Annotated in this window: 18 protein-coding genes and 1 pseudogene; 16 read left to right on the top strand and 3 right to left on the bottom strand. The window is 65.7% G+C overall.

The window, feature by feature from the left end:
• Window positions 1-5: 5 nt before the first annotated feature.
• Entirely contained in the window at window positions 6-755 is a 750-nt protein-coding gene (locus WS46_RS08190; RefSeq protein ID WP_059690073.1) for a TetR/AcrR family transcriptional regulator, read from the bottom strand.
• A gap of 136 nt (window positions 756-891) precedes the next feature.
• Here WS46_RS08190 and WS46_RS33560 point away from each other — a divergent pair, with 136 nt between their 5' ends.
• The 8 genes and pseudogenes from WS46_RS33560 to WS46_RS35125 form a co-directional block, all read left to right on the top strand.
• A complete protein-coding gene (locus tag WS46_RS33560) occupies window positions 892-1,278 on the top strand; it encodes a hypothetical protein (RefSeq protein WP_257129932.1) in 387 nt (128 codons plus the stop codon).
• A gap of 12 nt (window positions 1,279-1,290) precedes the next feature.
• The gene (locus WS46_RS08180) at window positions 1,291-2,361 is read left to right on the top strand and encodes a VOC family protein (RefSeq protein ID WP_059690071.1); all 1,071 of its coding nucleotides are present in this window, start codon (window positions 1,291-1,293) and stop codon (window positions 2,359-2,361) included.
• A gap of 36 nt (window positions 2,362-2,397) precedes the next feature.
• Entirely contained in the window at window positions 2,398-3,354 is a 957-nt protein-coding gene (locus WS46_RS08175) for a fumarylacetoacetate hydrolase family protein (RefSeq protein ID WP_059525449.1), read from the top strand.
• Window positions 3,351-5,345, top strand: a complete 1,995-nt coding sequence (locus tag WS46_RS08170) for an acyl-CoA synthetase (RefSeq protein WP_059690070.1) — start codon at window positions 3,351-3,353, stop codon at window positions 5,343-5,345. The genes WS46_RS08175 and WS46_RS08170 overlap by 4 nt, the downstream gene beginning before the upstream one ends.
• Window positions 5,346-5,459: 114 nt before the next feature.
• Window positions 5,460-6,197: an OmpW family protein gene (locus WS46_RS08165; RefSeq protein WP_059690226.1), complete on the top strand. Its 738-nt coding sequence runs from the start codon at window positions 5,460-5,462 to the stop codon at window positions 6,195-6,197.
• 54 nt (window positions 6,198-6,251) lie between these two features.
• Window positions 6,252-9,230, top strand: coding sequence for a molybdopterin-dependent oxidoreductase (locus WS46_RS08160; RefSeq protein WP_059690069.1), 2,979 nt, complete (start codon window positions 6,252-6,254; stop codon window positions 9,228-9,230).
• Window positions 9,231-9,240: 10 nt separating this feature from the next.
• Window positions 9,241-10,110 carry a 4Fe-4S dicluster domain-containing protein gene (locus WS46_RS08155; RefSeq protein WP_059525443.1) on the top strand — a complete coding sequence of 290 codons (870 nt, stop codon included), beginning with the start codon at window positions 9,241-9,243 and terminating at the stop codon, window positions 10,108-10,110.
• A 38-nt stretch (window positions 10,111-10,148) separates the two neighbouring features.
• Window positions 10,149-10,276 (top strand): annotated as a pseudogene (locus tag WS46_RS35125) (cation transporter); the annotation flags it as partial.
• A gap of 35 nt (window positions 10,277-10,311) precedes the next feature.
• On the opposite strand, the gene WS46_RS08150 reads toward WS46_RS35125, so the two are convergent.
• On the bottom strand, window positions 10,312-11,502 hold the full coding sequence (locus tag WS46_RS08150) for a LuxR family transcriptional regulator (protein ID WP_059525725.1): 1,191 nt from the start codon (window positions 11,500-11,502) through the stop codon (window positions 10,312-10,314).
• A gap of 281 nt (window positions 11,503-11,783) precedes the next feature.
• Between WS46_RS08150 and WS46_RS08145 the strand changes: the two genes are divergently transcribed.
• The 5 genes from WS46_RS08145 to WS46_RS08125 all read left to right on the top strand — a co-directional run bounded on the left by WS46_RS08145 (window position 11,784) and on the right by WS46_RS08125 (window position 17,099).
• The gene (locus WS46_RS08145; protein ID WP_059690068.1) at window positions 11,784-12,722 is read left to right on the top strand and encodes an alpha/beta hydrolase; all 939 of its coding nucleotides are present in this window, start codon (window positions 11,784-11,786) and stop codon (window positions 12,720-12,722) included.
• Window positions 12,719-13,843, top strand: coding sequence for a bifunctional 3,4-dihydroxy-2-butanone-4-phosphate synthase/GTP cyclohydrolase II (gene ribBA, locus WS46_RS08140; RefSeq protein ID WP_059690067.1), 1,125 nt, complete (start codon window positions 12,719-12,721; stop codon window positions 13,841-13,843). The genes WS46_RS08145 and ribBA overlap by 4 nt, the downstream gene beginning before the upstream one ends.
• A gap of 165 nt (window positions 13,844-14,008) precedes the next feature.
• Window positions 14,009-14,422, top strand: a complete 414-nt coding sequence (locus tag WS46_RS08135; RefSeq protein WP_059690066.1) for a helix-turn-helix transcriptional regulator — start codon at window positions 14,009-14,011, stop codon at window positions 14,420-14,422.
• Window positions 14,423-14,424: 2 nt separating this feature from the next.
• Window positions 14,425-15,759 carry a type II toxin-antitoxin system HipA family toxin gene (locus WS46_RS08130; RefSeq protein ID WP_059690065.1) on the top strand — a complete coding sequence of 445 codons (1,335 nt, stop codon included), beginning with the start codon at window positions 14,425-14,427 and terminating at the stop codon, window positions 15,757-15,759.
• A 104-nt stretch (window positions 15,760-15,863) separates the two neighbouring features.
• Window positions 15,864-17,099 carry an NADH:flavin oxidoreductase gene (locus WS46_RS08125; protein ID WP_059690064.1) on the top strand — a complete coding sequence of 412 codons (1,236 nt, stop codon included), beginning with the start codon at window positions 15,864-15,866 and terminating at the stop codon, window positions 17,097-17,099.
• 46 nt (window positions 17,100-17,145) lie between these two features.
• Here the strand turns inward: WS46_RS08125 and WS46_RS08120 are convergent, their stop codons facing one another.
• Entirely contained in the window at window positions 17,146-18,273 is a 1,128-nt protein-coding gene (locus WS46_RS08120) for a 4-hydroxyphenylpyruvate dioxygenase family protein (protein WP_059690063.1), read from the bottom strand.
• A gap of 357 nt (window positions 18,274-18,630) precedes the next feature.
• On the opposite strand from WS46_RS08120, the gene shiA reads away from it, so the two are divergent.
• The 3 genes from shiA to WS46_RS08105 all read left to right on the top strand — a co-directional run bounded on the left by shiA (window position 18,631) and on the right by WS46_RS08105 (window position 22,471).
• Window positions 18,631-19,938 (top strand): shikimate transporter, encoded by a 1,308-nt coding sequence (shiA, locus tag WS46_RS08115; RefSeq protein ID WP_059525432.1) that lies wholly within the window; start codon window positions 18,631-18,633, stop codon window positions 19,936-19,938.
• 210 nt (window positions 19,939-20,148) lie between these two features.
• A complete protein-coding gene (locus WS46_RS08110; protein WP_059525430.1) occupies window positions 20,149-21,450 on the top strand; it encodes a UDP-N-acetylglucosamine 1-carboxyvinyltransferase in 1,302 nt (433 codons plus the stop codon).
• Window positions 21,451-21,700: 250 nt separating this feature from the next.
• Complete coding sequence (locus tag WS46_RS08105) at window positions 21,701-22,471, top strand: IclR family transcriptional regulator C-terminal domain-containing protein (RefSeq protein WP_059525428.1); 771 nt, start codon at window positions 21,701-21,703, stop codon at window positions 22,469-22,471.
• The last annotated feature ends 2 nt before the right edge of the window (window positions 22,472-22,473 follow it).

Below are 22,473 nucleotides of genomic sequence, written 5' to 3'. Positions count from 1 at the left end.
TTGCGTCACTGTACAGTTTCAGCCGCTTCCACGACCGGCAGCGGCCGGCTTGCAATCTTCTCGGCTTCCGCACGCTTGAGCCCCAGCGTATGCAGGAGCATCGCAGCCGTGCGCTCCGGGAAATGCTCTCCGCTGAAGCCGAGTTCCTTGAGAACACCGGCCGCCGGCGCGCCCGGAGCGACGAAATTAAGCTCGGCGGCAATTGCGGTCAGCACCGTACCGCCAACCGAAAGGAAGCCGATGAATGGGTCCGCGACCACGAAACGCTTCTCGGCGATACCGCGCTCCATGTCCCGCAGCAGGCGTTGACCCAGGCCAAGCGTCAGGACGCGCGCCGAAAAGCCCTCGCGTATCAGGAAGTGTCCCCATACCGGCTCACGCCGCGCACGTATCAGCGTATGCCGCACCGAGACGGAAATGATTTCCGCCGGGTCGGACAAGCCGCTGGCCAGGCGATCGAGTGAATCCGCGAACTCCTCGAATACCGATTCCACGAGGGTCGCGTAGATCGCCTCCTTCGATTCGAAGTGGTTGTAGAACGAGCCAAAGCCGACGTCGGCGGCCTCAGTGATTTCATTAATGGCGACGCCTTCCATGCCCTTCTCCGCCATCAGTTTGAGCGCGGCGTCCAACAGGCGGGCGCGGGTCTCCCGCTTGCGGCGCGCGCCACGTGGCTCACGCTCTTCGGCGACCGCTGGACTGGATGCTTCCGGAGCGGAGCGCTTTGAAGTCCGGCGACTCGGTGTATTCGTCATGACGTTTCCGATGCTTGTTCGTGCCCAAGTATAGATTCAAATGTCTACATTGACAAAATTATCATCTATGACTTTAATGTCACCAAAGGTGGCTGACAAACCCTCACGAACCGATCGAACGACGAATGGAGATACGGTGGAGACACAACTGCACACGGGCGCCCGCGCGTCCATTGACAACAACTCGCGCGCCTCAACGAAGCGTGCGCTGCCGTTGACGCTCGGCATACTGATCGCAGGATTCGAGGCAGTCGGCGCCGCAGTGGCCAATCGGCAGCCCCTTCACGAAGTCGACGTCTCGATCGTCGCCCCACGCGCGATCGCACGCGGCGACGAAGCGCTGCGGACTCTCGGCATCTGCGACGAGGCGCCCTGCCTCCATGCGAAATCGACGATCGACTTCGCCATATTCACGGGTCGGCCAGTCACGCCGTGCCGCGATTCAGTTGCATGCCTGCCGTCGCACGGCAGGCCCCTCGGTGCGATGGCGTGTGCCTTCGCGAGCGTCATTCGATCTGCCTGATTGTCATCCGCCATGAAACTGACCACGACACAACCGGCTCGCCACCCGCATCCGACAACGAAGGCGTCGGCGCTCGCCTATTTGATCTTCGATCGCCCCGATCTCGGCGAGGCAGAGCATTTTCTCAATGACTTCGGTCTCCGAACGGTTCTGCGGGACGACACGCAATTGCTGCTGCGCGGAACGGGCGACGCACACTTCTGTTATGTCGTTCGCCACGCGCCGAAAGCCCGCTTCGTAGGCTTCGGATTGCGGGTCGACAGTCGTGCCGATCTGGAGGCGCTCGCCAAAGTCCCTGACGCATCGGAGATCGAGGCGTCGGATTGGCCAGGCGGCGGCCTTCGGGTGCGGCTCGCCGATCCGTCCGGGTTTCGGGTCGATGCGATTGCTGGCCAGACACGGGCCGACACGTTGCCGCATCGTGCTCCGCTCCCATTCAACTCGGTCGACGCGCCCGTCCGGATCAACGAGACGCAGCGGCCACCCGCAAACGCACCCGAGATCATTTGTCTTGGGCACGTCGTACTCGAGCTGGCCGACTTCCAGGAAACCTGCGCGTGGTACACGCGACATTTCGGGTTCATCCCCAGCGACGTCCAGGTGCTGCCGGACGGCTCCCCTGCCGTTGCGTTCATGCGGCTCGACCTCGGCGACAGGCCGGCCGATCACCATACGCTCGCGCTCGCCCAAGGGTTCGCGCCGACTTATAGCCATAGCGCGTACGAACTGGTCGACGCCGATGCCGTCGGCATGGGCCAGCGCGTGCTTCGCGACAACGGGTGGGTGCACGCGTGGGGTATTGGCCGGCACATTCTCGGCAGCCAGATCTTCGACTATTGGCAAGACCCATGGGGCGACAAGCACGAACACTATTGCGACGGCGACCTTTTCACGGCCGACGAGCCGACGGGCGTGCATGCGGTCAGCCGCGAAGCGATGGCGCAGTGGGGCCCGACGATGCCGCGCAGCTTCACGAAGCCCCGGTTCACGCCGTCGAGCCTCGCGGCGCTGTTTCGCAACCTGCGCCGCAGTCCCGATCTGACGATCCGCAAGCTGCTGACCCTGGCGAAGCTGTTCGCCTGACCCCATCCGCCTGTTCGACTCACGAGAGACACATTCATGTCACTGCTTGTCCTGCACTTCCGGCATAACGGCCGCGCCCAATGGGGTGTGGTCGCCAACGGCGCCGTCACACCGATTCCCGGCGACTTCGAAACGACCGCGAGCTTTCTCGCGGCGAATCCGGTCGAGCGACTCATCACGCTCGACGGATCGACTATTCCCGAGTCGGACGTGGAGTGGCTGCCGCCGGTGACCGCCAACCAGCAATTCGTTTGCCAGGGCGCGAACTATCGTCGGCACATGATCGAATCGGGCATGGATCCGGACGCGAAAAAATTCAACATGATCTTCACGAAGGCGACGAGTTGCATCGTCGCTGCCGATTCACGGGTCGTGAAACCGCGGCACGTCCGGTTTCTCGACTACGAAATTGAGCTCGGCCTCATCCTCAAACGCGACATCACATCTCACCAGCAGATCACGGACGCGAACCTGCACGATTATGTCGCCGGCACCGTGATCGTCAACGACTATTCCGCGCGCGATGTCCAGATCCCGCAAATGCAGTTCTACAAGGGCAAGAGCTTCCGGACGTTTGGCCCGGTCGGCCCCTATCTGTGCCTGCTCGAGCGGCGTGACTTCCCGAAGCTGAAGGCGCTCGACCTGACGCTGACCGTCAACGGCGCGGTGCGTCAGCAGGACTCGACATCGAACCTCGTCTATGGCCCGGCGGAAACGTTGACCGAGTTGTCGGGCGTGCACGATCTTCACGCAGGCGATTTGCTCGCGACCGGCACGCCGGCTGGCTGCGCACTCAGCATCCCATCGCCGCTCAAGCAGCGCGCTGTCGCGCTTTTCCCCGAATCCGTCAAGTGGAAGATGTTCATGAAGGTGCAGGCAGGACGCGCGCAGTATCTGAAAGCCGGAGATATCGTCGAAGCCCGGATCGCGAGCCGCGACGGAACGATCGATCTGGGCGTACAACGTAACGAAATCGTGGACGAAGCAGCATGAACGGCATCGCGACCCGGGACGACGTACTGGCGATCGAAGCGCAGGGCCTTCCGCGCGACCTTCCGACCAGCACGTACGAGATGATCTGCGCCGGTGCGGCCATCGATCCGTCCGCCCCTGTCCTCTCCTTTTTCATGACCGCCGACGCGCACCGCGACGCGGAGTGCTGGACCTATCGCGAACTGGTCCGTGACATCACGCGCACGGCCAACATGTTCGCGCGCATCGGCGTGAATTCGCAGTCGGTGATCGCCTATTTGTTGCCCAATCTGCCCGAAACGCATTTCGTGATCTGGGGCGGACAGGCGACCGGCATCGTATGCGCGATCAATCCGCTGCTTGAACGCGAAGCGATTGCCAATCTGCTCAAAGCGGCCGGTGCCAGCGTGCTCGTCACGCTCGCGCCGTTTCCCGGGATCGATCTCTGGAAAAAAGTCGCGGAGATTCTTCAGGATGTCGAACCGCTGCGGCATCTCGTGCTGGTCAATCTGGCCGATCGCGTGCGGGGCACGGCGCAGTCGGCGGTACGCGCGCTCCAGCATGACGCGTGTATGCAGCTTTACGGCGATGGCGGTTTGCGCAGCGCCGTGCCTGCACACATCCAGATCCACGACTTCGGTACGGCAATCGCGCGGGAATCCGGTACGGCGCTCGACAATGCGCGCCGCATTCAACCTGGCGACAAGTCATCTTACTTCTGTACCGGTGGAACCACCGGGTTGCCGAAAATCGCGATGCGCAGTCACGGCAACGAAGTGGCGAACGCATGGAGCGCCGCGCGGTTCTTCGGCGACAGTATCGGTCCCGGCAAAACGACCTTTTGCGGATTGCCACTCTTTCACGTCAATGCTGCGATGGTGACCGGCCTGCTGCCTTTCTCGCGCGGCGCCCATGTCGTGCTCGGCACACCGCAGGGTTACCGGGGCGATGGCGTCGTCAAACGTTTCTGGGAAATCGTCGAACATCATCACATCAATTTCTTCAGTGGCGTCCCGACACTTTATGCTTCGCTGCTCGACATTCCTGTCGACGATCATGTTATCGACTCGCTCGAATACGGCCTGTGCGGTGCCGCGCCGATGCCGGTCGGCGTCTTCAGGGCCTTCCAGGAAAAGACGGGCATCCGGATTCTCGAAGGCTACGGCCTGACCGAAGGAACGTGCGTGAGCAGCGTCAACCCGACGACCGGCGAGCGCCGGCTGGGATCGATCGGGCTGCGCATCCCCTTCCAGTCGATGAAAGCTGTCGTCGTGGACGACGCGGGACGGTATCTGCGCGACTGCGCGGCCAACGAAGAGGGGCTGCTGGTCATCTCCGGGCCGAACGTCTTCACCGGCTACACAGATCACGACCAGAACAAGGCCCTCTGGCTCGATCTCGGCGATGGCAAGCGCTGGCTCAACACCGGCGACCTCGGCCGTTGCGACGTCGACGGGTACTTTTGGCTGACCGGCCGCAAGAAGGATTTGATCATCCGCGGCGGACACAATATCGACCCGGCGACGATCGAGGAGCCGCTGCATCGGCACCCGGCGGTCCAGATCGCCGCGGCAATCGGGCGCCCCGATGCGTATGCCGGTGAATTGCCGGTCGCCTACGTTCAACTCAAGCCGGGCATGACCGCTACCGAGCACGATCTGGAGGTGTTCATGCAGCGGGAGATCGCTGAACGCGCCGCCCTGCCCAAGCATGTCCGAATCGTCGAATCGATCCCGCTCACAGGCGTTGGCAAGATATTCAAACCGGAACTCAAGCGCCGCGAGACGGGTGACGCGATACGCGCCGCATTGGACCAAGGCGGAGCCCCAGGGGCATCGGTCGAGGTCACGACCAACGAGTCCGGCGGAATGTCGGTCTCGGTCGAGTTGAACGATCCGGCGCACGAGGCCCCGGCACGCTTCGTACTGGGCCGATTTCCGTTTGCGTTCTCGATTTCGATCGCCGCGCGGCCGATACGGTCGGCTGGATCGACAGCGACAGATCTGCGGTGACGCGGGAGCGCCACTAGCCGCGATAACACAAATTCATAAAGCGGCTTGTCAATATCAATCAGTTATCCAAATTAGTTTTATTCGTGAATCGAATCGAGACAGAGGAGACACATGATGAATTTCAAGCGAATGACGCGTTTCGCAGGCGTGGCGGCTTTTGTCTGCACAACTGCACTTGTCGACAATGCGGATGCACAGACGGCCGGAAGCATCACCACATCGGTTGGATGGCTACACATATCGCCACAGGGCAACGCAACCCCGCTGACCGTGGAAAGTGTCGGTGGCGTAACGGTGAATCAGCAAATGGCGGGTACCGGGGCGCATGCCAGCTCGACGGATACGATGGGAATCACCACCGAGTACCACGTCACCGACAACATTGGTGTCGCCATGCTGTTTGGACTGCCACTGACAGTCAATCTGGTCGGTGACGGGACGTTGCAGAAGTACGGAACCCTCGGCACGACAAGGCCGATGCCGCCCGCCATCGAACTTCGATATCACCTGTTTTCAGCTGAATCGAAATTCCGTCCGTACGTAGGACTTGGTGTCAACTACACGTGGTTCACCCAGGTTCGGGCGACCAATCACCAGTTCGTCTCCGACAGCTTCGGGCCGGGCGGCTCAGCGCGCGCGACACTCAGTTCATCGTGGAACCCGGTGTTCGAGCTCGGGGCGAGTTACGCGATGACCAAACACTGGTCGGTCGGTGCTTCCGTCGGCTACATGCCGGTGAAGACCCACCTCACGTTATACGGACAGACCGCGACCGGGACGCAGATCGTTTCCACATCGACGCTCCGACTCAATCCCGTCAACGTGTTCCTGAACGTCGCTTATACGTTCTAGCGCGTGCGACCCGATGCCAGCCCCTTGCATGGAAGCAACACTTTGGATCGAACGATGAAACGACAGGCTCTCAAGACCATTCTTTTTGCATTGCCCAAGGTTCTGGACCTGACGGCGCGCCGCTTCCCCGCCTATCGCGATCGCCTCAAGGAGCGCAATCTCGTCGCGTGGATCGGGCTCATGGATCAAAGCATCGGTCGCGCCATCGAGTTCAGGAATGGTCGCATTCGGTCGCGTGCCGGCAAGCATGCGCGGCCCGATGTACGCATGGCCTTCAAGGACGTCGCGACCGCCCTGAAGTTCCTTTCCCCGAACCCGGACCAGGGCGAGATCGTCCACGCCGCCAAGAATTTCAAGGTGGTCACCGAGGGTGAGGACGAACTGCTGGTGTGGCTCATGCAAACCCTGAGCATGATGCGCACCGTCGGCCTGCCAATGGGCACGCCCATGCGTGACGGCACCCGACGCTACACCACCTGTACCAACGGCGGGCCCCTGTTCGTCTATGTCAAAGATGGCCGCATCGTCCGCGTGACCCCCATCGAGCTGGACGATACGGACGCGTCAAGCTGGGTGATCGAGGCACGTGGACGACGCTTCAGCCCGCCACGGCGTGGTTTGGTCGCACCCCACGCGTTGACCCTCAAGTCGCTCGTCTACTCGGACAAGCGCATCCTTCACCCGATGAAACGCGTCGACTTCGACCCTGACGGCGAGCGCAATCCACAGAACCGCGGCAAGTCCGGCTATGTGCGCATCAGCTGGGACGAGGCCCTGGACATCGTCGCCAAGGAAATCAACCGGCAGAAACGTGTTCACGGTCCCGGCTCCATCACGTTCCCGATGTCGTCCCACCATCAGTGGGGTAACGTCGGCTACTACCTCAGCGCGCTGACGCGCTTCGCCAACCTGATCGGCTTCACCCGGGTCGCCGCGAATCCGGACAGTTGGGAAGGCTGGTACTGGGGCGCCATGCATCATTTCGGCAACTCGATGCGCGTCGGCGTGCCCGCCGGCTATGGCGGCCTCGAGGATGGCCTCAAGGAGGCCGAAATGATCGTCTTCTGGTCCTGCGACCCCGAAAGTACCAACGGGGCCTATGCCGGATTCGAAGGAACGCCGCGCCGCCTGTGGGCCAAGGAGCTCGGCATCGAGTTCGTTCACATCGACCCGCACTGCAATCCGACCGCCCAGCTGCTGGGCGGCCGCTGGATCCCGATCCGGCCGCAAACCGATGCCGCCCTGGCTACCGCCATCATGTACGTCTGGACCGTGGAGGGCCTGTACGACAAGGATTACGTCGCGACGCGCACGACCGGCTTCGACGATTGGAAAGCCTATCTTCTGGGCGAGACCGACGGTACGCCGAAGACTCCCGAGTGGCAGGAGAGCGAGACCGGCGTGCCGGCCAAGGACGTTCGTGCGCTTGCGCGCCTGTGGGGCAAGAAGAAGGTGCATCTCGCCGTCGGAATGACCGGCGCGGGATTCGGTGGCGCGGGCCGCGGGGCGACCGGGGCGCAATGGGCGCGCTGCATGATCATGATGATGTCCATGCAGGGCTGGGGCAAGCCGGGAGTGAATTTCGGCTGCCTGGAAATCGGTGTCCCGCACGACCTCCAGTTCTACTTCCCCGGCTACGCGGACGGCGGAATTTCAGGCGATCTGGCGTGGACCGCCAATGCGGTGGACAACTACCAGCGCATGCCACACATCCTGACCATGAATCCCGTCAAGCAGATGGTGCCGCGACAGCAGATGCCCGATGCGATTCTCAACGGTCACGCCACCGGTTACCTCTGGGACGGCATGTCCCAGGAAGCCCAGTTCGCGCCATTCACCTACCCGATGCCCGGTTATTCGCCGATACACATGATCTATCGCTACGGCGGATCCGCGTTCAGTACCGTGACGAATGCCGGACGCTGGACGGAGGCCTACCGGCACTCGAGCATCGAGTTCGTCGTCAATCAGTCAATCTGGATGGAAGGCGAAGCCCAGTTCGCGGACATCATCCTGCCCGCGTGCACGTCGCTTGAGCGCTGGGACATCGGGGAATGGGCGAATTCGGGTGGCTACGCCCACCAGGGGTATGGCACGGTCAACCATCGCATGCTGACGCTGCAGCACAAATGCATCGAGCCCTTGGGCGAGTCCCGCTCCGACTACGACATTTTCACCGCGATCCTGACCCGGCTGGGCCTGGGTGGCATTTTCACCGAAGGGTGTGGCGATCTCGACTGGGTCAAGCGCGTCTTCGATTCGTCGGACCTGCCCGATCACATTTCGTGGCGCGCATTTTGCCGCAAGGGCTACTTCGTCGTGCCGCCCGAAAAGCCCGAGCTGCGCCATCCGGTCGACATGCGTTGGTTTGCGGAAGGCAGGAAGAAGGACCTGCCGGAACCTCATCCGCTGCCGTCGCAGTTCTCGGAACGGTTCGGCAAGGGCCTGCAGACGCCGAGCGGCAAACTCGAGTTCGTGCCCGAGTTGTTGAAGCGACACACTGCGGACAATCCCGAGCGACCACCGCTCAACCGATATATCCCCTCCTGGGAGGGGCCACGCTCGGACCTGGCCCGGCGTTACCCGCTTCAATTGATCGCCACCCACAGCCGCTACAGCTTTCATACCTATTGTGACGGAAAGAATTCCGCCGTTAATGGCATCGAGGATCATCGCGCGCTGATCGCGGGACACCGATTCTGGCTCCTGAGACTCAATCCGGCTGACGCCGCTGTTCGACGCATTGCCCATCGCGATCTCGTCAAAGTACACAACGACCGCGGCGCTGTGATCTGTGCGGCCGATGTCTCGCCCTTGGTGAACGCCGGAGTGGTGAAATCGTACGAGGCGAGCGCTGAATTTCAGCTGATCGAAATCGATGGCGAGCAAGTCGAGATCGGCGGTTGCATGAACATGCTTACCCCCGACCGGCCGCAGACCTCCGGCACCAGCAGCATGAGCCCGAATTCCTGCCTGGTGCAGGTCGAGAAATGGCGCGGTGCCGAAGCTTTCATGCTCGGTCGCGCAGCGTGAGGAATTTCAAATGAGCAAGTGGAACCTGATTATCAACGTCGGCCGTTGCGAGAACTGCCAGAACTGCGTGATCGCCGCGCGGGACGAGCACGTCGGCAACGACTTCCCCGGTTACGCCGCACCCGCTGCGGCCAGCGCCGAGAGCCCGATCCGCATCCTGCGGCGTGTACAGGGTGCCTCGCACATGATCGAGACCACTTATCTGCCGGTCATGTGCAACCACTGCGACGACGCGCCCTGCATGCGTGTGGGCGGTAGCGCCATTCGCAAGCGCGCCGATGGCATCGTCATCATCGATCCGGACAAGGCACGAGGCCGAAAAGACATCGTGAAGGCGTGCCCCTACAAGGCGATCGTCTGGAACGAAGAACTGCAACTGCCTCAGATCTGGATCTTCGATGCTCATTTGCTCGACCAGGGGTGGTCCCGTCCGCGTTGCCAGCAGTCGTGCCCCACCGATGTTTTCGAGACGGTCAAGCTCGATGACGCGGCGATGGCCCAAAAGGCCCGGCGCGAGGGACTCAAGGTATTGCGGCCCAACCTGAGCACGAAGCCCCGCGTGTGGTACAGCGGCCTTGAGCGCTGGGAAACGTGCTTCGTCGGCGGAAGTGTCAGTGCCCAGGCAGGGGACGTGGTCGAGTGTGTCGCGGGTGCGGTCGTCGCCTTATATGGAGGCAAACGGCAGGTGGCCGAAACCGTCTCGGACGCCTTCGGCGATTTCCGGTTCGACGGCCTCGCCAAGGGTAGCGGCCTCTACCGAGTCAAGATCCGACATGCCCTCGGCATCGCTTGGCGCGAGTGCGAATTGGGCGAAAGCGCCTACCTGGGCGAGATCAGGCTCAGTCAATCGACAAACGCCGTGGCGGTCGAGTGCTCATGAGCCGACCAAGGCTGGCCGCCGTCATCGTGCCGCACATGGCGCGCGAAACCGGCTCGACACTGCTCGAAGCGCGCGGCTGGCATGCGCGCGGCTGGCCGCACTCGCGATCGGTGCGATCGTGATCCGGACGGGCGTCGGATGCATCCGGCGCGGTTGCGTGCAATGACCGGCATTGCCGGCGTGGACGACATGCCGCCCCGATCAACCGAGCGGCACCACGCTCCCGAGCAGAATCCGCACGAGCGTCGCCTGGCGCGTCACGCCCGTCTTCGAGAAGATCGCGCGCAGGTGCGTGCGTGCCGTGTTCTTGCTGATCCCCGACTCCTCCGCCGCCTCCTCGAGCGTCAGCCCGTTCGTCAGCAGCAGCGCGAGCGACGTCTCGGCCGGCGTCAGGTCGAACAGCTTCCGGATGATTTCCTGCGCGCCCTGCGGCTTGCGGTCGGGGTCGCGCAGGAACAGCGTGACGGCCGGCCGGCGCTTGTTGTCCTCCGACCAGTCGGACAGCAGCACGGTGCGCACCAGCAGCCCGAGGCGCGGCTTGTCGAAACTGCGCGTGATCGGCATCGCCTCGACGGTCGCCGCCGCCGTGCCGTGATGTCCCATCACCGCGTGGCGGATCAGCCGCTTGAGCGTGCGGTTCTCCTGCGCATCGGTCGCCTCGATCGTGCCGCGCGCAATCGTCAGACCGTTGTTCTGCTTCAGGATCTCGTCGGCGACGCTGTTCATGTCGATGATCGTGCCGTTCTCGTCGAGCGTGATCGTGCCGATCTGCATCCGGTTGATCGCGTTCGCGTAGATCGACCGCTCGACCTCGGCCGTGTCGAGCCGCGAATGGAGCTCGACCGCGCGCTTCAGATGCGGCAGCAGCAGCGCGCAGATCGCCTTGTCGCGCGCGGAGAACTGCTTCGACGCATGGTTGCGGCACACGCGGAACCGGCACTCGACGCCCGACGGCGTGCGCAGGTCCGCGCCGAGGATGTAGCGCACGTCCTGCGGCTTCAGGAACTGCTTGTACAGCTCGCTCGACAGCCAGCCCGTGTCGCCGAACACGTCGTCGACCGTGACCACGCGATCGGCCGGCAGGCCGACGAACGGGTCGAGCGAATAGTAGTAGTTGTTGTACGACGCCTCGCCGTCACCCGGCACGACCGGGCCGTACTCCGACGCGTGCACGGACAGCGGCGCGCGGCGGTCGCTCGCGGCCGCGCGCAGGATCAGCGTCACGTAGTTGGCCTGCAGCAACCGGCGAACCAGCTCGAGCGCCCCCGCCCACGGCGGCGTTTCCAACGGTCCCTGGTAGATGCGCGCCATCAGCTCGCTGAAATCCGCGACGCCGATGTCGGCCTCCTCGCTTGTTGACTGGCTCTCTTGCGGAGCCCATCTCGTCTCCATCAGCACGCTCCATCCTCCATGCAACTTGTGGTCGGTGCGATTCATCCGCGCCGCCATGATTAAGACGCGTCTTAATTCCGGCGTCATCGGGACATTCACTGAATGGTGAGCTTTGGCCAATCGGACGCGCGAACCATCGTCCGATCGGATGATGTGGCGCCCTGCCCGCTGCGCTGGAATGCCCGTCAGGCCGTGCCGACAAGCGTCCGGCGCGGGCTCAGGGAAAACCGCGATGCGGGTTTACCTGATTCAGACCGCATCCGATTCAGACAGGAGTTCCAATGCCGCTCGACCCTCAGGCGCAGGCGCTGCTCGCCGCGCTCGCCCAAGCGCCCGCGATCGATTTCGATCAACTGACCGTGCCCGCGTACCGCGCGAGCCTCGCCGGCGGCAGCACGTTCGCGCCCGGCGACGCGATTGCCGCCGAAGAGGACTGGCAGATCCCCGCACCGGGTCGTCAGTTGTCCGCTCGGCTGTATCGGCCCGACGCCGACGGGCCGTTGCCGCTGACCGTGTTTTTCCACGGCGGCGGCTTCGTCGCGTGCGGTATCGACTCGCACGCGAACCTGTGCCGCAGTCTTGCCGGACGGGCGCGCACGCTCGTGCTGTCGGTCGATTACCGGCTGGCGCCCGAAGCGCGCTTCCCGGCGGCCGCGCAGGACGCATGCGATGCCGTGCGCTGGGCCGCCGCCAGTGCGCGCGATCTCGGTGCGCGCGCCGGTGCGATCGCCGTGGCCGGCGATAGCGCCGGCGGCAACCTGGCCGCGGTCGCCGCATTGCAGTTGCGCGGCTCGGGCATCGCGATCGCGCACCAGTTGCTGCTGTATCCGGTCGTCGATTGCGCGACCGAACATCCGTCATACGAATCGCTCGGCGAAGGCTATTTCCTGACGGCGGACGCGATGCGCTGGTTCAAGCGCCAGTATTTCGACGACGACGCCGACCGCGCATCGCCGCTCGCGAGCCCGCTCGCCGTGGCGGATCTGTCGGGCGCGGCGCCGGCCACGATCGTGAGCGCGGAATTCGATCCGTTGCGCGACGAGGCCGAAGCGTACGCATTGCGTCTCGCGCAGGCCGGCACGCCGGTCTCGCTCGTGCGCTGGCCGGGCCAGCTGCACGGCTTCGCGAGCATGCTCGGCGCGGTCGATGCGGCCGATCGCGCGCTGACCTTCGGCGCCGATGCGCTGCGCCGCGCATTCGACGCGACGGAGGTGCAATGACGCTCGCCAGCACGTTGGAAATCGTCGACGAGCTGCGTGCGGGACGGATGGTCCTGCTCGTCGACGAAGAGGATCGCGAAAACGAAGGCGACCTCGTGATCGCGGCCGATCACGTGACGCCCGACGCGATCAACTTCATGGCGCGCTTCGGGCGCGGGCTGATCTGCCTGACGTTGACCGCCGAGCGTTGCGAGCAATTGCGCCTGCCGCCGATGGCCGATCACAACGGCACGCCGTTCGGCACTGCGTTCACCGTCAGCATCGAGGCGGCCGAAGGCGTGACGACCGGGATTTCCGCGGCCGATCGCGCGCGGACGATCCGCGCGGCGGTCCGCGCAGGCGCGCGCCCCGACGATCTCGTGCAGCCCGGCCACGTGTTTCCGATCGCCGCGCGCGCGGGCGGCGTGCTGGTGCGCGCGGGGCACACCGAGGCCGGCTGCGATCTCGCGGCGCTTGCCGGGCTCACGCCCGCGTCGGTAATCTGCGAGGTGATGAACGACGATGGCACGATGGCGCGGCTGCCCGAACTGAAGACGTTCGCCGCGCATCACGGGCTGAAGATCGGCACGATCGCGGACCTGATCCATTACCGCCGCGAGCACGAGTCGCTCGTCGAACGCGTCGGCGAACGGCCGCTGCATACGCCGTGGGGCCGATTCCGCGCGATCGAGTATCGCGACACCGTGCATGGCGCGCCGCATCTCGCGCTGGTGCGAGGCGAGCCCGATCCGTCGACGCCCGTACTGACGCGCGTGCACGAATGCCACTCGTTGCTCGACCTGCTCGACGCGGAGCCGTCTGCGCATTCGTGGCCGCTGCACGCGGCGCTGCAGCGGATCGATGCGGCCGGCTGCGGCGTCGCGGTGCTGCTCGACTGCGACATGCGAGGCGACGCGATGCGAACGCCCGCCGGCCACGCACGCCGCGACGGCCGCGTGACGGGGATCGGATCGCAGATCCTGCGCGACCTCGGCGTACGGCGGCTGAACGTGCTGTCGAGCCCGTTCCGGCTGCCGGCGCTGTCGGGGCACGATCTGGAAGTCATGGCGTTCATCCCGCTCGGCGACGACGATCCGGAAAGCGCGCGCACCGCCCACGCCAGCCCGCTGCGAGCGGCGTGATACCGAGCGGACGAGCGCGCTGCCCTTTCATCGACCGCGGGTTTCCGCCTGACAGGCTATCGTTTGTTTTTATGAATTACAGTCCCAAGTTTGTATTTTGACGATACATCCCATAGACTGTATTTTTCGATTACAAGCGATCGCCTGTCATTTCGCGGAGAGCCCATGGCATTCCCAGTCCAGACCTTGAGCCAGTTGCGCCCGATCCTCGTCGGCTTCCGAAAGTCGGCGGGGCTCACGCAGGCGCAGCTCGCCGCCCGCCTCGGCGTGACGCAACAGTCGTACGCGCAGCTCGAAGCCAATCCGTCCGCGGTCAGCATCGAACGGCTTTTCAAGGTGCTGAACGTGCTCGGCGTTCGCCTGACGCTCGTGCCGGGCACCCCGGACGACACAACGGCGCCCGACGACACCGCGCCGGCGCTCAAGCGCGCACCGGCCGCGCGTGTCCGCTCCTCCGGTTCGTCGGATGTGCCGGCCCGCCCGCCGGCCGCCGCGAAGGCTCCATCCGCCGCCGCGCGGAAACGGCCTGCCGCGGCGACGCCCGGCAAGTCCCGGAACTCCACGCGGGAGGACTGGTGACGATGGCCCGCCGTCCCCGTCACGACCGCCTCGACCTCTGGATGAACGGCATCCCGGTCGGATACTGGGAAGTCCGGCGCGGCGTCGAGCGCCTCGTCTATCTGCCGGCGTGGGTCGACGATCCGCAAGGCCGTCCGCTGTCGCTGTCGTTGCCGTTCACGCCGGGCAACCAGCCGCATCAGGGCGCGATCGTCGCCGATTACTTCGACAACCTGCTGCCGGACAGCCAGCCGATCCGCCGCCGCATCGCGCAGCGCTACCGGCTCGGGTCGACGGCGCCGTTCGAACTGCTCGCGTCGATCGGCCGCGATTGCGTCGGGGCGCTGCAGTTGCTGCCACCCGACGAAACCCCGGTCGACCTCGAATCGATCGACGGCACCGCGCTCGACGACGCGGCCGTGGCCGACGTGCTGCGCCACGCGACCGCCGCGCCGCTGCCCGGCCACGCGGAGCCGGACGGCGAGCTGCGCCTCTCGATCGCCGGCGCGCAGGAAAAGACCGCGCTCTTGCGCGACGGCAAGCGCTGGCTGCTGCCGGCGGGCAGCACGCCGACCACGCATATCTTCAAGCTGCCGCTGGGGCGTGTCGGAAACATGCAGGCCGACATGCGCACGTCGGTCGAGAACGAATGGCTGTGCTCGAAGATCGTCGCCGCGTACGGCCTGCCCGTCGCCGCGTGCGACATCGGCCGGTTCGACGACCAGAAGGCGCTGATCGTCGAGCGCTTCGACCGCCGCCCGTCCCGCGACGGCACGTGGATTCTGCGGCTGCCGCAGGAGGACATGTGCCAGGCGACCGGCACGCCGTCGGGCGCCAAATACGAATCCGACGGCGGCCCGGGCATCGCGACGATCATGGGCATCCTTGCGAATTCCGCCGATGCCGCGCAGGACAGGAGGAATTTCTTCGTCACGCAGCTCGTGTTCTGGGTGCTCGCGGCCATCGACGGCCACGCGAAGAATTTCAGCATCGCGCACCTGCCGGGCAATACGTATCGCAGCACGCCGCTGTACGACGTGCTGTCCGCGCATCCGATCATCGGCACGCGACGCAACCAGCTCTCGCCGCGACGCGCACGGCTCGCGATGGCCGTGTGCGGGAAGAATCGCCATTACGTGATCGGCGACATCCAGCCGCGTCACTGGATCGCGCAAGGCGCGCGCGTCGGTCTGACCGAACACGACGTGCGCGCGGCCATGGCCGATGTGGCCGCGCGCACCGAGCCGGCGATCGCCGCCGTCGCGTCGCGGATTCCGGCGGATTTCCCGGCGGACGTGGCCGATGCGATCTTCGACGGGATGCGTCGTCAGGCGCGCAAGCTGGGCACGGCCGAGTAGGCTGTGCGGGCACGGCTCCGGCGGCGGGTCGTCCACGTGGACGATGCAGCCCCGCACCGACTCAGCACAATGGTCGCCGTGCCCATTCCCGATGCCCGCCCGACATGGAACCCTTCACGCTCGATACCGCATTCAGCCCGCTGCAGATCGGCCCGCTGACGCTGCGCAACCGCCTGATCAAATCCGCGACCAACGAAGGGATGACGCCGAACGGCGTGCCGTCGCGCGCGCTCGTCGGGTTTCACGAGCGCATCGCCGCAGGCGGCGCCGCGCTGACGACCGTCGCGTACTGTGCGGTCAGCGACGACGGCCGCACGTTCGTCGACCAGGCGCGGCTCGATGCGCCGACGGTCCGGCAATTCCGCGCGCTGACCGACGCGGTGCATCGTCACGGCGCGGCGGCGTCCGCGCAGATCACGCATGGCGGCTGCTTCACGTTCCTGCCGTCGCTGTCGACGAAACGGCCGTTGAGCGCATCGGGCGGCTTCAACAAGGTCGGCGTGATGAGCGGCCGTTTCCTGAAGCAGGCGATGACGCGCGACCAGATGACCGCGATCGCCGACGAATTCGCCCGGGCGGCGCGACATGCGCGCGACGCGGGCTTCGACGCGGTCGAGATCCACATGGGGCATGGTTATCTGCTGAGCCAGTTCCTGTCTCCGCTGTACAACCGTCGTCGCGACGCGTACGGCGGCGATGCGGCGCGCCGCGCGGCGTTTCCCGTCGAGGTGCTGGGCCGCGTGCTAGACGCGGTCGGCCGCGATCTCGCCGTGGTCTGCAAGATCGGCGTGACCGAAGGCGTGCGCGGCGGCGGAACCGCCGACGACGCGTGCGAGATCGCGCGGCGGCTCGAGGCCGAGGGCGCGCATCTGCTCGTGCTGAGCGGCGGGATGAACGTCGAGTCGGTGTGGCAACTGTTCGGCAGCCCGCTGCCCGGCGATGCGCGCGCGAACGCCGACAACGCGATCGTGCGCGCCGCGATGGCGCTGCAGAAGCTCACCGAGCCGAAGATGGGCGCGTTTCGGGAGATGTATTTCCTCGAGCATTCGAAGCAGGTGCGTGCGGCCGTCCGGATGCCGCTCGCGTATCTCGGCGGCGTGCGTTCCCGCGAGAACGTCGCGCTGGCGATGCGCGAAGGATTCGACGCGGTGGCGCTTGCCCGCGCGCTCGTGTTCGAGCCGGATTTCGTGAACGGCCTGCACGACGGCCGGCTCGCGCAGTCGGGCTGCACGTCATGCAACCGCTGCGTCGTGTCGATGTACACGCCCGGCGGCACCGCGTGCGTGCTCAAGGCGCCGAACGACCCGGCGCCGAACCGCGTGCCGGCCGTGGGCGCTTGAGGTTACGCGGCGGCTGATTCCGCGGTCACGATCGTGCGCCTGCCGCTCAGCCGGCGTCGCGGGCGCGGGCCAGCGCCGCGAGGTTCCCTTCCCCGAATCCGTGGTGCCCCTGCCGCTGCACGATCTCGAAGAAGATCTCGCCGGGCCGGCGCTTCACGAAAGTCTGGAAGAACAGGCGCGGCACGCCGTCGCTGCCGACCTCGCCGTCGACCAGCACCGCACGGCGGCGCAGCGCATCGAGATCGACGCCGTGCCCCGGCAGCCGCGCATCGACTTCGTCGTAATAGCGCGCAGGCGGCTCGATGAATTCGACACCGTTCGCACGCAGCGCATCGACGCTCGCCAGGATGTCGTCGGTCGCGAGCGCAACGTGCTGGACGCCTTCGCCCGGGTGGTCGGGCAGATACGCGTGCATCAGCTCGGTGCGCCGCGTGCCTTCCTCGTAAACCGGAATCCGCACCGCGCCGCACGGCGACACCATCACGCGCGATTCTTCCGACACATGCCAGTGCGCGTCGATTTCATGAATTTCGCGGAAGTGCAGCAGGTCGTGATAGAAGTCCAGCCACTCGCGCATGCGCCCCGCGCCGACCGTCTGCGTGAAGTGATCGACCTGCTGCAGGCCCGTGCCGACGCACTCGACATCGGTATGGGCGGTCGCGATGTCGATCGGCCGGAAATCGATGTCGAAGATCGAGATGTCGCCGACGCCGCCGCGCTGGCCGTCCCGCCCGCGCCAGCGGTCGACGAAATAAAGGTGCGAATCGCCGATCCCCTGGATCGCGGGAATCTTCAGCTCGCCGACCCCGATCCGCTCGCCCTCGAACGCCCACGCGCCGAGCTCGATCGCACGCTCGAACGCGCGGCGCGCGCTCGCCACGCGCAGCCCGATCGCGCAGACGCCCATCCCGTATTCCTCCGCATAGCGCGCGGCGAACGAATCGGGTTCGGCATTGATCAGGAACTGCATCTGTCCCTGCCGGTACAGCGTGACGTTCTTGCTCACATGGCGCGCGATCGCCTTGAACCCGAGCTGCTCGAAACGTTGCGCGAGCGCGTCCGGCACCGGCGCCGCGAACTCGACGAATTCGAGTCCGGCCATCCCGAGCGGATTGGCGGCCGGATCGGCAACGGGCGGCGTATCGCTGGACAGGGGGTGGGAATTGCCGGGCATTCCAGTCTCCGGAGGCATGCGGTCGATGGGGATGACGCCCGGCTCGCGCGGCACGCCCGGCGGATGTGACGGCCGGACATCCGCCCGATTCGGGCGAGGTTTTGATGGTCCCGATTTTAACCAGATCGTTCACGGCGGCACACCCTGGCTGAACGGGATATGGGTGTCGCGCCTAGTGCAAACCCGGAAAGCGTTCGATAATCGCACACGGCTGAACGATAATCGCGCATTTTGGCCGATCGGCCAATTGCCGCCGTGCGGCGTGCGCCCTATTCTCCGTTCACTCATCGACTTCAATGCAGCATCGGACGCGGCGCAGCCACGATTCCACGATGCGCCGTGCCAGGAGACATCGCCATGACCCCAACCTTCGACACCCTCGACGCCGCTGCCGGCGCCCGCGCGCGCAGCCAGGCGCGCAAGGCCGCGATCGGCAGCTTTGTCGGCGCCGTCGTCGACTGGTACGACTTCCTGCTGTACGGGATCGTCGCCGCACTCGTCTTCAATTCCGAATTCTTTCCGAAAGTCAGCCCGACCATGGGCACGCTCGCGGCGTTCGCGACCTTCGGCGTCGGCTTCCTGTTCCGCCCGCTCGGCGGCGTCGTGTTCGGCCATTACGGCGACCGGCTCGGCCGCAAGCGGATGCTCGTGCTGACCGTCATGCTGATGGGGCTGTCGACCGTCGCGATCGGCCTGCTGCCGAGCTTCGCGACGATCGGCTGGTGGGCGCCCGTGTTGCTGGTGCTGATGCGCGCGATCCAGGGCTTCGCCGTCGGCGGCGAATGGGGCGGCGCGGCGCTGATGGCCGTCGAGAGCGCGCCGAAGCAGAAGAAGGCGTTCTACAGCAGCGGCGTGCAGGTCGGCTACGGCGTCGGCCTCGTGCTGGCGACGGGGATCGTGTCGATCCTGAGCCATACGCTCGGCGAGGCCGCGTTCAAGTCGTGGGGCTGGCGCCTGCCGTTCGTGTTCAGCATCGTGCTGGTGCTGATCGGGCTGTGGGTCCGCAAGAGCATGGACGAGTCGCAGGAGTTCGTCGAGAAGGTCGAACACGGCAACCGCAAGCTCCGCCTGCCGGTGCTGGAAGCGCTGACGCGCCATCCGAAGGCCTTCCTGCTGATCGTCGCGCTGCGGCTCGCCGAGCTGTTCACGATGTATATCGTCACCGCGTTCGCGCTCAGCTATTCGACGTCGAACCTCGGGATGTCACGCGACCTGTTCCTGAACATCGGCCTGCTGGTCGGCGCGGTGAGCTGCGTGACGATCCCGTGCTTCGCGTGGCTCGCCGACCGCTTCGGCCTGCGCCGCATCTACCTGATCGGCGCGCTGATCGGTCTCGCGTCGGCGGTGCCGTTCTTCGTCGCGCTGGAATCGCGCTCGATCGCGTGGATCGTGGTCTTCTCGATCCTGCTGGCGAACGCCGCGCACGACATGGTCGTGAGCGTCCAGCAGCCGCTCTTCACCGAGTTGTTCGGCGCGGAATACCGCTACAGCGGCGCGGGCGTCGGCTATCAGTTCGCGAGCGTCGTCGGCGGCGGGTTCACGCCGTTCATCGCGGTGGCGCTGGTCAGCATGGCCGGCGGATCGTGGCACCTCGTCGCCGGCTATCTCGCGGTGGGCTGCCTGATCTCGCTGGTGGTCGCCGCGCGGATGCGGGCGGCGCAGTAAGGCCATGACCGGATGGCCGGCCGCGATGCGCGCCGGCCGTTTCCGCACCGGCTGCCGTCCCCGGCCGAGCAAGGGGATCGCGCCTCGCCCAACGTCAAACACGGTCAATCCCGCGGGCAGAAGCCCCTTTTCCCCTCTGAACATTCCACGCCAGCCGCCGACCAATGGCATCATATGGGCCTACGTCAGTCACAGATACGCCCCCATATCATGTCGAATCTCATCGTCCACGGCGGCACTCCGCTGCGCGGGGACATCAAGCCGTCCGCGAACAAGAACGCCGTCCTGCCGATTCTGTGCGCCACCCTGTTGACCGATCAGCCGCTGCGCCTCGTCGGCGTGCCTGACATCACCGACGTGCGCAAGATCCTCGACATCTTCCGCACGCTCGGCAGCGACGTGTCGGTCGACTTCGCGACAGGCATTCTCGATCTCCACCATCGCAACACGACGTTCGACCCGGCCGTTCACCGCCTGCCCGAGGCGATGCGCTCGTCGATCATGCTGATTCCGCCGTTGCTCGCGCGCTTCGGCGTCGCGCGCCTCGAGAACGACGTGAAGGGCTGCACGCTCGGCGTGCGCGAAATCGATCCGCACGTCGAAGTGTTCGAGCGCTTCGGCGCGCACATCCAGCGCACGCCCGATTCGCTGATCGTCCGTGCCGACGGCCCGCTGACCGCCAACGATCACTGGCTCGACTACGCATCGGTGACCACCACCGAAAACTTCGCGCTGTGCGCGACGGCGGCAGGCGGCACGTCCACGCTGATGAATGCGGCGTCCGAGCCGCACGTGCAGGAGTTCTGCCAGTTCCTCGCGATGATCGGCGTCGCGATCGAAGGCATCGGCACGTCGCGCCTGTGCGTGACGGGCGGCGGCAAGCTCGGCGGCGGCGAATTCCGCTTCGCGGAGGATTTCCACGAAATCGCGACGTTCCTCGCGCTCGGCGCGATCACGGGCGGCGACATCACCGTGCGCAACTCGTCGCCGGAGCATTTCCCGCTGATCGACCGCACATTCGCGAAGTTCGGCGTGACCGTCACGCACCGCGACGGCTGGTCGCGCGCGGAACGCGACGGCCCGCTGCGCGTGCGGCGGCCGTTCACGCAGAACATCCTGACCAAGGTCGAAGCCGCGCCGTGGCCGTACCTGCCGGTCGACCTGCTGCCGATCTTCATCGCGCTCGGCGTGCGCGCGGAAGGCAGCGCGATGTTCTGGAACAAGGTCTACGACGGCGCGCTCGGCTGGTCCGGCGAACTGTCGAAGTTCGGCGCGCACGTGCTGCTGTCCGACCCGCACCGGCTGATCACGTTCGGCGGGCTGCAGCTGACGCCGGCGCGCGTCGAGAGCCCGTACATCATCCGCGTCGCGATCGCGCTGCTGATGGTGGCCGCCAGCATCGAAGGGCGCTCCGAAATCATGAACGCGCTGCCGATCCGCCGCGCGCACCCGCATTTCGTCGAAAACCTGCGTTCGGTCGGGGCGAACGTCGAGTGGACGAGCAGCGAGTAACGTCGATCCGGATGCGGCGTGGACGATGTCCGCGCCGCGTATCCTGCCTCCCCCGCATTCACCGGACGCCCCCCCTGACGAACAAGGACAGCGGCCACCGGTTCCAACCGGCCGTACCGTCGCCGCCCGGCACATTCCCCCTCTTCGTCGCCCATCGCACGTCCGTCGATCGCTTTCGCACGCTTTTGGACTGCGCGATAATCGCGCATTCCCGCGCGAACACCGCGCGCCCACCCGTGCGCCACCGACGATGAAAAAGCCCGACCTCGACCGACGCGACTGGATTGCCGGCCTCGAAAAGGGCCTGATGATCCTCGAAGCATTCGACAGCCAGCACGCGCGGATGACGCCCACCCAGGCGGCCGCCCGCACCGGTCTCACGCGCACGGCCGCGCGACGCTACCTGCTGACGCTCGAATCGCTGGGCTACGTGTACACCGACGGCAAGCTGTACGGCCTCACGCCGCGCGTGCTGCGGGTCGGCTGGTCGTACTTCGACTCGGCGCGCCTGCCGCGCACGGTCCAGCCCTATCTGCAGCAGCTGAGCGCGTCGCTGAACGAATCGGCGTACGTGAGCGTGCTCGATGGCTGGGAACTCGTGTTCATCGCCCGCAACGGCGTGTCGCGCGTGATGACGACCGGCTTCGTGCTCGGCGCGCGCGTGCCCGCCCCGCTGACGTCGCCGGGCGTCGTGCTGCTCGCGCATCATCCGGATCGCGAGGCCGTCCGCGCGTGGCTCGACGCCACCGAACTCGCGCCGTTCACGCCGCACACCATCACCAACAAGGCACGCCTGCTCGAACAGGTCGACCACGCGCGCGACGCGGGCTTCGCGGTGATCGAGCAGCAACTGCAGGTCGGCGTGCGCGGCATCGCGGTGCCGCTGAAGAACCGTCACGGCGAAGTCGTCGCCGCGCTGAGCACGAACATGCCGATCGGTGCGGAGTCGACCGACGCGGCCGTGCGGCGCGTGCTGCCGCATCTGCAGGAAGCCGCGCTCGCGATGCTGAACGTGCTTTAGGA

The sequence above is a fragment of the Burkholderia sp. RF4-BP95 genome, assembly GCF_001521985.1.
Taxonomy (GTDB): domain Bacteria; phylum Pseudomonadota; class Gammaproteobacteria; order Burkholderiales; family Burkholderiaceae; genus Burkholderia; species Burkholderia diffusa.
The sequence above is the reverse complement of the archived record's forward strand: the minus strand, read 5'-3'. Positions and strand labels throughout refer to the sequence as shown.

Bases quoted from the DNA above. Each gene is read 5' to 3' on its own strand.
- WS46_RS08155 (WP_059525443.1), top strand. From the start codon at position 9,241: ATGAGCAAGTGGAACCTGATTATCAACGTCGGCCGTTGCGAGAACTGC.
- WS46_RS08150 (WP_059525725.1), bottom strand. From the start codon at position 11,502: ATGGAGACGAGATGGGCTCCGCAAGAGAGCCAGTCAACAAGCGAGGAG.
- WS46_RS08170 (WP_059690070.1), top strand. From the start codon at position 3,351: ATGAACGGCATCGCGACCCGGGACGACGTACTGGCGATCGAAGCGCAG.
- WS46_RS08110 (WP_059525430.1), top strand. From the start codon at position 20,149: ATGTCGAATCTCATCGTCCACGGCGGCACTCCGCTGCGCGGGGACATC.
- WS46_RS08190 (WP_059690073.1), bottom strand. From the start codon at position 755: ATGACGAATACACCGAGTCGCCGGACTTCAAAGCGCTCCGCTCCGGAA.
- WS46_RS08165 (WP_059690226.1), top strand. From the start codon at position 5,460: ATGAATTTCAAGCGAATGACGCGTTTCGCAGGCGTGGCGGCTTTTGTC.
- WS46_RS08130 (WP_059690065.1), top strand. From the start codon at position 14,425: ATGGCCCGCCGTCCCCGTCACGACCGCCTCGACCTCTGGATGAACGGC.
- WS46_RS08125 (WP_059690064.1), top strand. From the start codon at position 15,864: ATGGAACCCTTCACGCTCGATACCGCATTCAGCCCGCTGCAGATCGGC.
- WS46_RS08105 (WP_059525428.1), top strand. From the start codon at position 21,701: ATGAAAAAGCCCGACCTCGACCGACGCGACTGGATTGCCGGCCTCGAA.
- WS46_RS08135 (WP_059690066.1), top strand. From the start codon at position 14,009: ATGGCATTCCCAGTCCAGACCTTGAGCCAGTTGCGCCCGATCCTCGTC.
- ribBA (WP_059690067.1), top strand. From the start codon at position 12,719: ATGACGCTCGCCAGCACGTTGGAAATCGTCGACGAGCTGCGTGCGGGA.
- shiA (WP_059525432.1), top strand. From the start codon at position 18,631: ATGACCCCAACCTTCGACACCCTCGACGCCGCTGCCGGCGCCCGCGCG.
- WS46_RS08120 (WP_059690063.1), bottom strand. From the start codon at position 18,273: ATGCCCGGCAATTCCCACCCCCTGTCCAGCGATACGCCGCCCGTTGCC.
- WS46_RS08180 (WP_059690071.1), top strand. From the start codon at position 1,291: ATGAAACTGACCACGACACAACCGGCTCGCCACCCGCATCCGACAACG.
- WS46_RS08175 (WP_059525449.1), top strand. From the start codon at position 2,398: ATGTCACTGCTTGTCCTGCACTTCCGGCATAACGGCCGCGCCCAATGG.
- WS46_RS08160 (WP_059690069.1), top strand. From the start codon at position 6,252: ATGAAACGACAGGCTCTCAAGACCATTCTTTTTGCATTGCCCAAGGTT.
- WS46_RS08145 (WP_059690068.1), top strand. From the start codon at position 11,784: ATGCCGCTCGACCCTCAGGCGCAGGCGCTGCTCGCCGCGCTCGCCCAA.